We start from the raw sequence: 13959 nt of genomic DNA on the forward strand, positions 1-13959 counted from the left end.
GCCTCCGCCGCGCGGCGCTCGCGGCGGCGCTGACGCTCGCCGCTCCGACGGCGTCCTTCGCCGTCCAGCCGGGCGAGGAGCTGTCCGATCCCGCGCTGGAGGCGCGGGCGCGGGCGCTCAGCGCCGAACTGCGCTGCATGGTCTGCCAGAATCAGTCGATCGACGATTCGGACGCCTCGGTGGCCAAGGACCTCCGGGCGGTGGTGCGCGAGCGCCTTGTCGCCGGCGACAGCGACAAGGACGTGATCTCCTTCCTCACCGCCCGCTACGGCGAATTTGTGCTGCTGCGTCCGCGCTTCCGCTGGGAGACCGCGTTCCTGTGGCTGTTCGCGCCCTTGGTGCTGGCGGTCGGCCTGATCGGCTATCTGGTCTGGTTGTTCCGCTTCCGCCGCGAGGAGGCCGCGGGCGTCGCGCTGACAGAGGCCGAGCGCGCGCGGCTCGAGGCGTTGCTGGCGCGGGACGACGAGAAGGCCTGACGCAGGCGCGCCTGATCTCGCGCGGATCAGTGAATCGCGGCGATTTTCAGGGCGTCGCCGCCTTACGGGAATTTCATCTCCGGGACAGAACGCCGTAATCCGCGCTGGGTGACTCTCACCAGCGAACGCCCATATGAGGCGACAGGATCACCGCTTCGGAGAAGACCGCCCGATGTCGTCAGAACTGAACTCCACCTCCCAGCCCCGCAGCTTCCTCGCCCGCCGCCGCGCCGCCATGCTCGGCTCGGCCGTCGCGCTCGGCGTGATTGGAACGCTCGGGCTGCAGGCCGTCACGGGCGGCGCCACGCCGGCCTACGCCCAGTCCTCCGCCATCGCGCCGCAGGCCGGCCCGCAGCTTCCGAGCTTCGCCGACGTCGCCGACCGGGTGAAGCCGGCGGTGGTCAGCGTGCGCGTGAAGATCGAAGCGCCCGCCCAGCAGCAGCAGGGCTTCGGCATTCCCGGCCTGCCGGGGCCGGGCGGCGGCGACCTGCCCGGGCTCGACCAGCTTCCGGACGATCACCCGCTCAAGCGCTTCTTCCGCCAGTTCGGCCAGGGCGGGCAGGGCGGCGAGCAGCGCGGCCAGCGCCGCGGCGGCCCGCGCCAGTTCGGCATGAGCCAGGGCTCCGGCTTCTTCATCTCCGGCGACGGCTATGTGGTCACCAACAACCACGTGGTCTCCACCGCCAAGGAGGTCGAGCTCGTTCAGGACAACGGCGAGACGCTGAAGGCCAAGGTGGTGGGCACCGACCCGCGCACCGACCTCGCGCTGCTGAAGGTTGACGGCGACCGCAAGGACTGGCCGCACGTGACCTTCGGCGACACCCGCCAGACCCGCGTGGGCGACTGGGTGATCGCGGTCGGCAACCCGTTCGGCCTTGGCGGCACGGTGACGGCGGGCATCGTCTCGGCCCGGGGCCGCGACATCGGCGCCGGCCCCTACGACGACTTCCTCCAGATCGACGCGGCGGTGAACCGCGGCAATTCCGGCGGCCCGACCTTCAACCTGCGCGGCGAGGTGGTGGGCGTGAACACCGCCATCTATTCGCCCTCCGGCGGCAATGTGGGCATCGCCTTCTCGATCCCGGCCGAGGTCGCGACCGACATCGTCGCCAAGCTGAAGGACGGCGGCGTGGTGGAGCGCGGCTTCATCGGCGTCCAGATCCAGCCGGTGACGGACGACATCGCGGAAAGCCTCGGCCTGAAGAAGGCCGAAGGCGCGCTGGTGGCCGAGGCGCAGCCGGGTCAGCCCGGCGAGAAGGCGGGGCTGAAGTCCGGCGACGTGATCCTCAAGGTCAACGGCGACGTCATCCCGCAGGCGCGCGACCTCTCCCGCAAGATCGCGTCGTTCAAGCCGGGCGCCAAGGTGGAGCTCACCTACTGGCGCGGCGGCAAGGAGGAGACCACAAGCCTCACCCTCGCCAAGCTGCCGGACCAGCAGGCCGCGGCCCTCGACGGCGAGGACGCGGAGGGCGGCTCGCAGCCGACCTCCGCCGCCAAGCTCGGCATCCGGGTGCAGCCGGCCGCGCGCGTCGCGGGCTCCGGTGACAAGGGCCTCGTGGTGACGGACGTGGACGACAGCGGCTCCGCCGCCGGCAAGCTGCAGCAGGGCGACGTGATCCTGGAGGTCGGCGGCAAGGAGGTCACCTCCGCCCGCGACGTCTCCACCTCGCTCGACGCCGCCCAGAAGGACGGCAAGAAGACGGTTCTGCTGCGCATCAAGCGCAGCGACGCGACGCGCTTCGTCGCCATCGAGATCGGCCGGGGCTGACGCCTCCGGTCGAACGGTCCCGCGGGGCATGACCCCCCGCTGACCCTGCGGGATCGAAACGCGGACGGCGGGGCGCGCCGGGTCTTCCCCTTCCCGGCGGCGCCCGCCGTTTCCGCGGCGCGCCTTGCGGCCTCCGGCGGTTCGTTCCTCGCCGACGGAGGCCGCTTTTTCCCATTCCCTTCTTCGCCCGAGCCGAACGCCGGGCGAATCCCTTGCGGCCGCGCGGGAGGCGGGTCATGACCTCGTCCATGAAACTGCTCATCGTCGAGGATGACCGCGAAGCGGCGGCCTATGTGGTCAAAGCGCTCACCGAAGCCGGCCATGTGGCCGACCACGCCGTCGACGGCGTGGAGGGCTACGAGTTCGCGACCTCGTCCTCCTACGACGTGCTGGTGGTGGATCGCATGCTGCCGCGGCTCGACGGGCTGACGCTGATCGGCCGTCTCCGGGCCGAGGGCGCCGCGACGCCGGTGCTGATCCTCTCGGCGCTCGGCCAGGTGGACGACCGGGTGCAGGGCCTGCGCGCCGGCGGCGACGACTATCTCACCAAACCTTACGCCTTCGCGGAGCTTCTCGCCCGCGTCGAGGCGCTGGCGCGGCGCGGCGGACCGGGCGCCGCCGACACGGTCTACAAGGTCGCGGATCTGGAGATCGACCGCCTGTCCCACACGGTGACGCGCGGCGGGCAGGAGATCGTGCTGCAACCGCGCGAGTTCCGCCTGCTCGAATACCTCATGCGCAACGCCGGTCAGGTGGTCACGCGCACCATGTTGCTGGAGAACGTCTGGGACTATCATTTCGATCCCCAGACCAACGTGATCGACGTGCATGTCTCGCGGCTGCGCTCCAAGATCGACAAGGGCTTCGACAAACCGTTGCTGCACACCGTGCGCGGCGCGGGATACGTGATCCGTGACGGCGGCCGGTAAGCTGTTCCGCACGGCGGGGAAGCTTCTCCGCACCACCGCCTTCAAGCTGGTGCTCGCCTATCTGTTCGTGTTCGCCACGCTGTCGGTGGTGGTGCTGGTCTATGTGTCGTGGCACGCCAACGCGCTGCTCGCGGCCCAGCTGAACGCCACCGTGAACGCCGAGGTCACCGGCCTGTCCGACCAGTACCGGCAGGGCGGCATCCGGCGACTGGTCGCGATCGTGGAGGAGCGGTCGAACCGCTCGGGCGGCTCGATCTACCTTCTCACCACCATGAGCGGCGAGGTGCTGGCCGGCAACGTCTCCGGCCTGCCGAACGCCTCGCTCGCGGAGGCCGGCGAGCGCGAGCTGCCCTATCGCCGCGTGGGCGAGGAGAGCGCCGCGCCCTATCCCGCCGTGGTGCGGGTGTTCGTGCTGCCGGGCGGCTACCGCCTGCTGGTCGGGCGGGACACCGAGGAGCGGGAGCGGCTGTCGGCGGTCATCTCCAACGCGGTGCAGTGGTCGCTGGCGCTGGTGGTGGTGTTCGGCCTCGCGGGCGGCGTGTTCGTGGCGAAGCGCGTGCTCGGCCGCATCGACGCCATGACCGACACCGCCCGCACCATCATGGCGGGCGACCTATCGGGGCGCCTCGCGGTCACCGGCTCAGACGACGAGTTCGACCGGCTCGCCGGCGCCACTAACGCCATGCTCGACCGCATCAACGAACTGATGGCCGGGCTGAAGGAGGTGTCGGACAACATCGCCCATGACCTCAAGACGCCGCTGACGCGTCTGCGCAACCGCGCCGAGGCCGCGCTGCGCGACGCCCGCACCGAGGACGACTGGGCGGCCGCCATGGAGCGGGTGATCGCCGACACCGACGCCATGCTCGGCATTTTCAACGCGCTGCTGCTGATCGCCCGCGCGGAGTCCGGGGGGGCGCGCGACAAGCTCGCGCCGGTCGATCTGGCGGACATCGCCCGCAGCGTGGCCGAACTCTACGAGCCGCTGGCGGAGGAGCGCGGCGCGCGCCTCACCGTCGCCGCGCCGGAGACGATTTCCGTGCTGGGCAGCCGGGAGCTGATCGGGCAGGCGGTGGCGAACCTGATCGAGAACGCCCTCAACTACGGCGCGGACGACGGCGGCGAGGTGCGGGTGGAGGCGCTGGCCGACGGCGACAACGCGCGCATCGTGGTGGCGGACCGGGGGCCGGGCATCCCGGAGGCGGACCGGGAGCGGGCGCTCGACCGGTTCGTGCGGCTCGACACCAGCCGCTCACGGCCGGGCTCGGGCCTCGGACTTGCGCTCGCCGTGGCCGTCGCCCGCCTGCACGGCGGGTCGATGGCGCTGGAGGACAACGCGCCGGGCCTGCGCGTTGTGGTCACGCTGCCGTTGCGGGCGCCGGCGCTCGCAGCGCCGCCGCTGAAGCTCGCTCTCGCGGCCCCGGCGACGGCGATGTGAGGCGCGGTCGGGTCAGAACCCGACCTTGACGAACACCCGCGCGCCGGCGCCCGGCATCAGGATCTCGTCCTTCTTGAACGAGGCCGCGTTGCGGATGCGGTCGTTCAGCAGGTTGTCGCCCAGGAGGCCGACGGTCAGCGTGTTCACGCGGCCGGGCAGGGCCTCGGGGAAGCGCTTGGTGTAGCTGATCTCCGCCTTCAGGTTGTCGTAGCCCGGCGTGCGGGTCTCGTGATCGGCGAACTTGGTCTGGGCGAAGGCGTGGAGCAGGTTCACCCGCGCGAAGAAGCCGGTCTCCGACCGCCAGTACACGCCGCCGCCGAGACGGTGGGGCGGGATGCGCGGCACGTTCTCGCCGTCGGCGAACTTGGCGCGCACGATGTCGTACTGGCCTTCGACGCCGAGCACGTGCTGGCCGAAGGTCACCGCGTCGTACTGCACGGCGATCTCGGCGCCGGTGAAGCGCGCGTCCTTCTGGCTGTAGGCGACCTGGTCGAGCTCGTCCTCCACGCCGCAGGTGTCGAAGGTCTCGCCGCATTCGACGCCGGTCAGACGGCGGTAGATGAAGCCGTCGTAGCGGGCGTGGTAGGCGCTGGCGTCGAAGCGCAGCGGCCCCTGAGAGCGGCGCAGACCGATCTCGAACGAGGTCGCCTTCTCGAGGCCGAGATTGGGATCGCCGATCTCGAACAGGCGCGGCGCGTCGTGGGGCCCGCGCGAGAACAGCTCGAGGCCGGTGGGCGCGCGCTCCACATATTGCGCGGTCAGGCTTCCGGTGATCCCGTAGGCGAAGTCGTGCAGCGCGCCAAGGCTCACGCTCACCGGCGTGAAGTTTTTCTTGGCGTCGCGCTCCACCAGCGGCGAGCCGTCCGGCGTCAGGCCCGGAAAGGCGGTGGCGCTGCCGTCCACGGTGGAGCGCTCGATGCGCGCCGCGCCCTGAAGGCGGAGGCCCGAGCCGAAATCCAGCTCTTCGAACAGATAGGCCGCGATCGAATGCGAGTCGGTCGGCGCGATCAGGCCGCCGGCCTCGCCCGCGGTGCGCAGGCGGCCCTGGCCGGCCTGAACGCCGAGCGCGCCCGAGAACGCGCCGAAGGAGGTCGCCACCGGCCGGTGCTGCAGCTCGATCCGGGCCTCGCTTTCGCGGTTGCGGAACGTGGCGTGCACGCCGTCCTCCGCCTCCTCCTCATGGCCGTGCTCGTCATGGCCGTGCTCGTTCCCGTGATCGTGGTGGCCTTCCTCCTCCTCGCCGTGGTCGTGGCCGCGGGCGAGCTCGTTGTGCTTGTAGGACGAGACGTTGGCCCAGTAGCGCAGCGCCTCGAACGGGCCGCCGTCGAAGCGGTGTTCGCCTTCGAGCTGGAGCTTGCTCTGGCGCGGGTCGAGCCGCACGTTCGCCTCCGTCTCCTCCTCGCCCGGCACGTGGTACAGGCCCTCGTAGCGGCTGAAGGCGAGGCCGATGTGGCCCTGATCGTAGAGGTAGGAGCCGCCGATCGCGGCGCCGGTGGACTCGGTCGCGGAGTTGGTCTGGCGGCCGTCCGGGGTGCGGTAGTCGCTGGAGCGGGTGCGGAAGCCGTCCACATGCACGGCGAACGGGCCGTGGCCGGCGTCGATCCGGGCCGCGGCGTTGCCGCCGTCGTCCACCGACGAGTAGCCGCCGAGGACCTCGCCCGAGAAGCCGCGCGACGGGGCGACGCGCGGCACGCGGCTCGTCTCCATGCTGACCACGCCGCCGATGGCCTGAGAGCCGTAGCGCAGCGTCGCGGGGCCGCGGATCACCTCGACCCGGTCGGCGACCAGCGGGTTCAGCGGCACGGCGTGATCCTCGCCGAGCGCCGACACGTCGTGCACCCCGAGCCCGTTCTCCTGAATGCGCACCCGCGCCCCGTCAAGGCCGCGGATGATCGGCCGGTTGGCCGCGCCCGGCACGAAGCCGGTGCCGCCGACGCCCGGCGTGTCCGCCAGCGCGTCGCCGAGCGTTTTCGGCTGCTCGCGCTCGATGCGGTCGCGGGTGAGGACGGTGACGGAGGCGAAGGCGTCGGTCACCACCGGCAGCACGCCGGGGGCGGTCGCGGCCTCCGTCGCGCCCTGCGGCGCTGCGCGGCGCACCGGGCTTGGCGAGGTGACCTCGATCTCGGGCAGGGCGATCGACTGGGCGTGCGCGGGCTGCGCGCAGACGAGGGCGACCGCCGCGACGGAGCTTGCGGAAAGAAGTGCGGTACGGACGCGGGAGCGAGACATCGGGACAGGGCCTATGACGTTATGTTGTTACATAATGTTCTAACATCACATTTCTGCCGCGCCGTCACCCCTTTGCGGCCGTTGGGCCGCCATCTGGCGGCGAAATGTGGCGCTCGTCCCACAGTGGCGGGTTGCGCCCTGTTCGCCGCTCAAGGCGAGCGTGTGACCCTCACGTCCGCTCAGGCGTCGGGCCGATGTCGGAACCGCCGCCCGCCGGGCGCGTTCGGACCTCGAAAGCCTGTGACGGCGCGATGCCCCCGCGCGACGCTGTCCAACCCGAGCGGATCCCCCCTTTATGACGACCACGTTCAAGGCGCTGCTGCTCTCGTCCGCCTGTCTCGGCCTTGTGGCCTGCGGCGAACAGGCGAGCGTGCCGGTTGAAAAGACCTACGGCGCCGAGCCGGTGCTGACCGAACCCCGCTCCAGCTGGATTCCGACCGTCAGCGTGCCGAGCGCCGATGGCTGGCCGGCGGGCAAGACGCCGAAGGCCGAAAGCGGCTTCGCCGTCGCCGCCTTCGCGCAGGGGCTTGCCCATCCGCGCTGGCTCTATCTGCTGCCGAACGGCGACGTTCTGGTCGCGGAGTCGAACGCGCCTCCCAAGGACGAGTCCACCAGCCAGAAGGGGCTGGTCGGGCGGGCCAAGGACAAGGTCGCCAATCTGTTCAAGGCCCGCGCCGGCGCCGGGGTGGACAGCCCCAACAAGATCACGCTGCTGCGCGACGCGGACGGCGACGGCAAGGCGGAGCTGAAGACCGACTTCCTCACCGGCCTGACCTCGCCCTTCGGCATGGCGCTGGTGGGCGACCGGCTCTACATCGCCAACGCCGACGCGGTCGTGGTCGTGCCGTATGCGGAGGGCGACCAGAAGGCGTCCGCCGCGCCGGAGAATGTGGTCGACCTGCCGGGCGGTCCCATCAACCACCACTGGACCAAGAACGTCATCGCCTCGAGGGACGGCGCGAAGCTCTACGTGACGGTTGGCTCCAACTCCAACGTCGCCGAGAACGGCATGGAGCATGAGACCAACCGCGCCGCGATCCTCGAAGTCGATCCTGCCGCCAAGACCTCGCGCCTGTTCGCGAGCGGCCTGCGCAACCCGAACGGCCTCGCCTGGAACCCCGAGGACGGCCGGCTCTGGACCACGGTCAACGAGCGCGACGAGATCGGCTCCGACCTCGTGCCGGACTACATGACCTCGGTGCAGGAGGGCGGGTTCTACGGCTGGCCCTACTCCTGGTTCGGCCAGCATGTGGACGTGCGCGTGCAGCCCCAGCAGCCCGATCTGGTGAAAAAGGCGATCCGGCCGGACTACGCGCTCGGCGCGCACACCGCGTCGCTCGGCCTCGCCTTCTACGAGGGCGACCTGCTGCCGTCGAAGTACCGCAACGGCGCCTTCGTCGGCCAGCACGGCTCGTGGAACCGCAAGCCGCTGTCCGGCTACAAGGTGGTGTTCGTGCCGTTCTCGGGCGGCAAGCCGTCCGGTCCGCCGGAAGACGTGCTGACCGGCTTCGTCGGCGACGGCGTCGCCTGGGGCCGCCCCGTCGGCGTGATCGCGGACAAGGCCGGCGCGCTGCTGGTGGCGGACGACGCCGGCGACACGGTCTGGCGCGTGACGCCGGAGGCCGCCCGCGCCGCGGCGAACTGAGCGCGCGTCACCGACCGCCAACACAGACGCGGCCGCCGCTCTCGCGCCGAGGGGTTTGCGCCCTTGGCCCGGAGCGGCGGTCGCTGTATCTCCGGGCGACGACCTTTGGAGATGCGCCGCCATGGCTTACCCGGTTCTCGATCCCAAGACCTTCACCGTGCTGATCACCGGCGCCACCTCCGGCTTCGGCGATGCGCTCGCCCGCCGCTATGTGGCGGAGGGCGCGAAGGTCGTCGCCACCGGCCGGCGGGTCGAGCGGCTCGAGGCGCTGAAGGCGGAGCTTGGCGAGGCGCTGCACATCGCGCCGCTCGACGTGCGGGAGCTGTCGTCGATCGAGGCGCTGCTCGACGGGCTGCCCGAGCCGTTCCGCGCCATCAACGTGGTGATCGCCAACGCCGGTCTCGCGCTCGGCCTCGGACCAGCGCAGGAGGTCGACATCGAGGACTGGCGCACCATGATCGACACCAACGTCATGGGCCTCGCCAACACGGTGCGCGCCACGCTGCCGGGCCTGATCGCCCGCGGCGGCGGCCATGTGATCACCATGGGTTCGGTCGCCGGCGACTACCCCTATCCGGGCGGCAACGTCTACGGCGGCACCAAGGCGTTCGTGAAGCAGTTCGCGCTCGCCCTGCGCTCCGACGTGCAGGGGACCAATGTGCGCGTCACCAACATCGAGCCCGGCATGGTGGAGACCGAGTTCTCGCTGGTCCGCTTCAAGGGCGACGAGGGCAAGGCGTCCGGCGTCTATGAGGGCGTGACCGGCATGACGGCCGACGACGTGGCCGAAACGGTGTTCTGGGCCACCACGCTGCCGCGCCACGTGAACATCAACCGCATCCAGGTCATGCCGGTGCAGCAGGCGTTCGGTCCGTTCGACGTCAAGCGCGTGTAAAGCTCCGTCTTTTCTGTTTGATAACGCTGTTCGTGCGTCGATCGGGAGCTGATAAGGAAATTTAGGGCGCTGACAGGGCAGCGTCGCATCATGTTCTGACGGTTTTTGTCCAGTCGCCGGGGGAGGCATTTCTGAGACGACCCGCCCAGATCGCGATTCTCGCCGGGGTTTATGGCGTCGTCGCTTTCGTAACGCTGATCTTCGCGCGGCAGTCCGCGGACGTGGCCGTGGTGTGGCCGGCGTCGGCCATCTCCATCGGCCTGCCGCTGCTGTGGCGCAGGACCGACGTGCGGTGGGACGCCGCCGCCGTCGGCGCGGCCAATCTGCTGGTCAACACGTTCATCGGCACGCCGCCGCTGGTCGCTGTGGCGCTGGCCGCCGCGAGCGCCACGAGCCTTCTGGTCGCCTTCGCGCTGTTCCGTCTCGCAGGCCTCTCCCACGCCACGGAATCGCGCCTGCGCAGCGTGCTGACGCTGCTGTTCGTGTCGGTCGCGACGCCCGTGATGGGCGCAGTGATCGGCGGCGTCGCCCTGTCGCTTCACGGCCTGACCGATCCCGTCCCGCTCATCCTGTCGTGGTGGCTGGCCGAGGCGGTCAGCAACATGATCCTGCTGCCGGTGTTCTTCTACTGGCCGACCGAGGCTCACAGGGCGCGGCTCGCCATGCGCGTCGACCAGCGGGAGCGGGAGCGCCGCAAGAACGAGCTCGCTCTGGCGAGCCTCGCGCTGCTCTGCGTCAGCCTGCTGCCGCCGCTGTTGAACAAGGGCGGGCTGATCCAGCTCGCCAGCGTGGCGATGCTTTACGTCGCCCTGCGCTTCGGCATGTTCGTGACGGCGGTGACGGTCGCGATCTACGCCAGTCTGGTGGTGCTCGCGGCGACGGTCGGCTTCTGGCCGCTGAGCGTGCAGAACGAGCTGTCGATCCTGGCGCTCCAGACCCAGCTGGTGCTGACCACGCTTCCCGCGCTGGTGGTGGCGGCGGTCACGTCGCAGGGCGAGCACACGCGCCGGGCGCTGGACGCGACCGCGCGCCGGCTCGAATTCGCGCTGGAAGGGGCCAATGACGGGCTCTGGGACTGGCATTTCCCCAGCCAGACCGCGTTCTACAGCGGCCGCTACCGGGAGATCCTGGGCTACAGCCGGGACACGCACGAATCCTTCCTCGCATGGTCGCATCTGATCCACCCGGAAGATCGCGAGCGGACCGAGAAGGCGTTCGCCGAGCACGTGTCGGGAGCGACGCCGACCTACCACGCCGAGATGCGGGCGCGGACCGGCGACGGGAGCTGGATCTGGGTGCTCGACCGCGGCAAGGTGGTGGAGCGTGACGCCGACGGCGAGGCGGTGCGCGCGGTCGGCACGCTGACCGACATCTCCGGGCGCAAGACGCTCGAGGAGGCGCTGGAGCACCTCGCCACCCACGATCCGCTCACGGGCCTGCTCAACCGCGGCGTGTTCGAGCGGGGGCTGGTGCGGGCCGGGCTGCGGCTCGACCGCCACGGCGGCCGCGTGGCGGTGCTGCTGGTCGATCTCGACCACTTCAAGAGCGTGAACGACACCTACGGCCACGCCGCCGGCGACCTGCTGCTGGAGGCGACCGGCGAGCGGCTGCGCCGGGTGGTGCGCGACGACGATCTGGCGGCGCGGCTCGGCGGCGACGAGTTCGCCATCATCGCCAGCGGGCACTCCGCCTCGGAGTTCGACGGGCTGGCCCAGCGCCTGTGCGACGAGCTGAGCGCGCCGGTTTCGGGCGCCGGCTTCGAGGTCCGCCCCAGCGTCTCCATCGGCGTCGCGGTGGCGACCACCGGCTCGCAGGTCGGCGAGGATCTGGTGGCGCGGGCGGACCGGGCGCTCTACGCGGCCAAAAGCGCCGGGCGCGGCACGTGGCGCTTCTTCGGCGGACGGCAGAGCTCCGCCAACGGCTGACGCCGATCCCGCGGCGTTACGGCACGAAGCCGAGCCGCTCCACCACCAGACCGGAATCCTCCAGCCGCTCCACCGCGGCGGTGAAATAGGGCTCGTCCGAGGGCGCCGCGACGATCAGCACGCCGAACGGCTGGTCGCCGAGCGCGCCGAGCGATCCGGACACGATGCCGAGATCGAAGCCGAGATCGCGCGCGACTTGGGTCAGCACGGGCTTGGTGGCGGCCGGTCCCTCGAAGGCGAGGCGCAGCAACGCCTTGCCCCGAGGCGAGGGCGTGTCGCTGAGCTTGCTGCGCAGGAACGACGGCAGCGAGGCGCCGGACACGGCCGCGGCGAAGCGGCGGGTGACGGCCTGCTCGGGCCGCGCCACCACCTGCGCCGTTGGGCCTTCCTCCACGATGCGGCCGCCGTCGAGCAGGGCGACACGATGGGCGATCGCGGTGACGGCGGTCATGTCATGGCTCGCGAGCACGGCGATCGCGCCGCGCGCGGCGCAGGCGCGCACCACGGCGGCGAGCAGCGTCTGCGCGTTTTCGGGGTCGAGGCCAGCCGTCGGCTCGTCCAGCAGCAGGATGTCCGGCTCGCCGCAGAGCGCTCGCGCGAACACCGCGCGCCGCCGTTCGCCGTCCGACAGCTGCGCCGGGCGCCGGTCCCTGGCTGCGGCGAGATCGGCCAGCGCCAGGGCGCGCTCCACCTCCCACGCGATCTCGTCGCGGGTGGCGCCGGCGGTCTTGAGCCGCGAGGCGATGTTGTCCTCGAGCGTCAGGTCGGCGTCGAGCCCGCCATGGCGCGCCACCACGCCGATGCCGGGCCGCTCCGCGCCGCCGCTCACCTCGATCGCGCCGGAGGACGGACGGTGCCGCCCTTCGATCAGCCGCAGCAGCGTGGATTTTCCGACCCCGGACCGGCCGATCACCGCCACCACCTCGCCCGACGCCACGCCAAGCGTGACGCCGTCGAGCAGGGGCGCGTCGGGCGTGTAGGCGAAGCGGACCTCGTCCAGACGGATGCGAGGCGCGCGGGGCGTTGGAGAAACGGCGCGCAGGGCGTGCTGTGCAGCGGTCATTTCAGCCTCCGGACGAAGCCTATCCGGCCACGAAACGGCTCGCAAAATCACTTTGGGCGAAGGAAGACGGGCGGGGAGCCGTCAGAGCGGCACAATCCTACGGCGAGGGGCGCAGCGTCAACAATAATCTGTATCGGAAATGTATATTATAGCTATTCTCGTTAGATCGTCCTGCTTTATTCGCCGCCGCGCCTGATGGATGGTCGCGCGCCCGCGACCGGGCGAAAGCCGAAACCTTCAAGCGAGCCGCCGGCGATGACCTCTTCCTCTCCCTTCAATCCGGTGTTCGCGGCGCTGCCGGTGACGGTGTTCGAGCGCATGTCGCGAATCGCGCGCGAAACCGGGGCCATCAATCTAGGGCAGGGGTTCCCGGACGAGCCCGGCCCGGAGAGCATTCGCCGCGCGGCGGCGGACGCCGTGGTGCACGGTCTCAGCCAGTACCCGCCCATGATGGGGATCCCGGAGCTGCGCGCCGCCATCGCGTCCCATTACGCGCGCTGGCAGGGCGTGACGCTCGACCCCGCCGAGGAGGTGATGGTCACCTCCGGCGCGACGGAGGCGATCGCGGCGGCGCTGTTCGCGCTGCTCGGCCCCGGCGACGAGGCGGTGCTGATCCAGCCCATGTACGACGCCTATCTGCCGCTGGTGCGGCGCGCGGGCGGGGAAGCGCGCTTCGTGCGGCTGACGCCGCCGGACTGGCGGCTGGACCCCGACGCGCTGAAGGCCGCGATCACGCCGCGCACCAAGGTGGTGGTGCTGAACAACCCGCTGAACCCCACCGGCTCGGCCTATGGCCGCGCCGGCCTGGAGGCGCTGGCGGAGGCGATGGCCGGGACCGACGCGGTGCTGGTCTCCGACGAGGTCTGGGAGCACGTCACCTTCGACGGGCGCGAGCACGTGACGGCGCTGGCCATCCCGGCGCTGCGCGACCGCACGGTGAAGATCGGCTCGGCCGGCAAGATGTTCGCCCTGACCGGCTGGAAGATCGGGCTGGTCTGCGCCGCGCCGCGGCTGATGCGCGTGCTCGCCCGCTCGCACCAGTTCCTCACCTTCACCACCCCGCCCAGCCTGCAGGCCGCGGTGGCCTATGGGCTTGAGAGCGAGGACGCGTGGTTCGCGCCCATGCGCGCCGATCTCCAGCGCAAGCGCGACCTGTTCTCCGATGGTCTAAGGGCGGCGGGCTTCAGCCCGCTCGTGACGAGCGGCGCCTATTTTCTGAACGTCGACCTGGCGCCGCTCGGCGTCGACGACGACGTCCGCTTCTGCGACCGTCTCGCCTATGAGGCCGGCGTGGTCAGCGTGCCGGTGTCGGCGTTTTACGAAGAGAACCCAGTGCGATCGGTGGCGCGGTTCTGCTTCGCCAAGCACGACGCGACCCTGCTCGCCGCGCTGGAGCGGCTGGCCGCGTTCCGTCCTTAAGGTCGGCGCAAGGCCGGATCTGGGCGGACGGTGATCGTTTGGCGAGCGTCAACGACCGTGAAATTTCACAGCAAGAAAGTATGTTGACACACACGAAATCATATCGGAGCATCGCCCCATAAAGCTTTCGGGGTCGGCGCGCCAAGACGCCGACTGACACGGAAGCCTAACG

The 13959-nt window shown here is 70.8% G+C and carries 10 protein-coding genes; 8 read left to right on the forward strand and 2 right to left on the reverse strand.

Features of this window, described 5'->3' with window-relative positions; genetic code table 11:
- The 4 genes from ACFQ4O_RS03150 to ACFQ4O_RS03165 all read left to right on the forward strand — a co-directional run.
- Positions 1 to 476: cytochrome c-type biogenesis protein (locus ACFQ4O_RS03150; protein ID WP_378774190.1), on the forward strand; the 476-nt coding region annotated here is incomplete at its 5' end.
- Positions 477 to 648: 172 nt separating this feature from the next.
- Positions 649 to 2244, forward strand: coding sequence for a Do family serine endopeptidase (locus tag ACFQ4O_RS03155; protein WP_378774191.1), 1596 nt, complete (start codon positions 649 to 651; stop codon positions 2242 to 2244).
- A gap of 236 nt (positions 2245 to 2480) precedes the next feature.
- On the forward strand, positions 2481 to 3173 hold the full coding sequence (locus tag ACFQ4O_RS03160) for a winged helix-turn-helix domain-containing protein (RefSeq protein ID WP_378774192.1): 693 nt from the start codon (positions 2481 to 2483) through the stop codon (positions 3171 to 3173).
- On the forward strand, positions 3157 to 4611 hold the full coding sequence (locus ACFQ4O_RS03165; protein ID WP_378774193.1) for a sensor histidine kinase: 1455 nt from the start codon (positions 3157 to 3159) through the stop codon (positions 4609 to 4611). The genes ACFQ4O_RS03160 and ACFQ4O_RS03165 overlap by 17 nt, the downstream gene beginning before the upstream one ends.
- A 12-nt stretch (positions 4612 to 4623) precedes the next feature.
- Here ACFQ4O_RS03165 and ACFQ4O_RS03170 read toward each other — a convergent pair whose 3' ends face one another.
- Positions 4624 to 6840: a TonB-dependent receptor gene (locus ACFQ4O_RS03170; RefSeq protein ID WP_378774194.1), complete on the reverse strand. Its 2217-nt coding sequence runs from the start codon at positions 6838 to 6840 to the stop codon at positions 4624 to 4626.
- 295 nt (positions 6841 to 7135) lie between these two features.
- Between ACFQ4O_RS03170 and ACFQ4O_RS03175 the strand changes: the two genes are divergently transcribed.
- From ACFQ4O_RS03175 to ACFQ4O_RS03185, 3 genes are all read left to right on the forward strand, one after another.
- Positions 7136 to 8485: a PQQ-dependent sugar dehydrogenase gene (locus ACFQ4O_RS03175; RefSeq protein WP_378774195.1), complete on the forward strand. Its 1350-nt coding sequence runs from the start codon at positions 7136 to 7138 to the stop codon at positions 8483 to 8485.
- Positions 8486 to 8606: 121 nt separating this feature from the next.
- Positions 8607 to 9380, forward strand: a complete 774-nt coding sequence (locus ACFQ4O_RS03180) for an SDR family oxidoreductase (RefSeq protein WP_378774196.1) — start codon at positions 8607 to 8609, stop codon at positions 9378 to 9380.
- 155 nt (positions 9381 to 9535) lie between these two features.
- Positions 9536 to 11305 carry a diguanylate cyclase domain-containing protein gene (locus ACFQ4O_RS03185; protein WP_378774222.1) on the forward strand — a complete coding sequence of 590 codons (1770 nt, stop codon included), beginning with the start codon at positions 9536 to 9538 and terminating at the stop codon, positions 11303 to 11305.
- Positions 11306 to 11321: 16 nt separating this feature from the next.
- On the opposite strand, the gene ACFQ4O_RS03190 is transcribed toward ACFQ4O_RS03185, so the two are convergent.
- Complete coding sequence (locus tag ACFQ4O_RS03190) at positions 11322 to 12368, reverse strand: ATP-binding cassette domain-containing protein (RefSeq protein WP_378774197.1); 1047 nt, start codon at positions 12366 to 12368, stop codon at positions 11322 to 11324.
- A gap of 255 nt (positions 12369 to 12623) precedes the next feature.
- Here ACFQ4O_RS03190 and ACFQ4O_RS03195 point away from each other — a divergent pair, with 255 nt between their 5' ends.
- The gene (locus ACFQ4O_RS03195) at positions 12624 to 13787 is read left to right on the forward strand and encodes an aminotransferase (protein ID WP_378774198.1); all 1164 of its coding nucleotides are present in this window, start codon (positions 12624 to 12626) and stop codon (positions 13785 to 13787) included.
- Positions 13788 to 13959 lie beyond the last annotated feature (172 nt).

The organism is Methylopila musalis, from assembly GCF_042679725.1.
Taxonomy (GTDB): domain Bacteria; phylum Pseudomonadota; class Alphaproteobacteria; order Rhizobiales; family Methylopilaceae; genus Methylopila; species Methylopila musalis.

Excerpts from the sequence above, each read along its gene's own strand:
- ACFQ4O_RS03155 (WP_378774191.1), top strand. The coding sequence starts at position 649 with ATGTCGTCAGAACTGAACTCCACCTCCCAGCCCCGCAGCTTCCTCGCC.
- ACFQ4O_RS03160 (WP_378774192.1), top strand. The coding sequence starts at position 2,481 with ATGACCTCGTCCATGAAACTGCTCATCGTCGAGGATGACCGCGAAGCG.
- ACFQ4O_RS03170 (WP_378774194.1), bottom strand. The coding sequence starts at position 6,840 with ATGTCTCGCTCCCGCGTCCGTACCGCACTTCTTTCCGCAAGCTCCGTC.
- ACFQ4O_RS03175 (WP_378774195.1), top strand. The coding sequence starts at position 7,136 with ATGACGACCACGTTCAAGGCGCTGCTGCTCTCGTCCGCCTGTCTCGGC.
- ACFQ4O_RS03180 (WP_378774196.1), top strand. The coding sequence starts at position 8,607 with ATGGCTTACCCGGTTCTCGATCCCAAGACCTTCACCGTGCTGATCACC.
- ACFQ4O_RS03190 (WP_378774197.1), bottom strand. The coding sequence starts at position 12,368 with ATGACCGCTGCACAGCACGCCCTGCGCGCCGTTTCTCCAACGCCCCGC.
- ACFQ4O_RS03195 (WP_378774198.1), top strand. The coding sequence starts at position 12,624 with ATGACCTCTTCCTCTCCCTTCAATCCGGTGTTCGCGGCGCTGCCGGTG.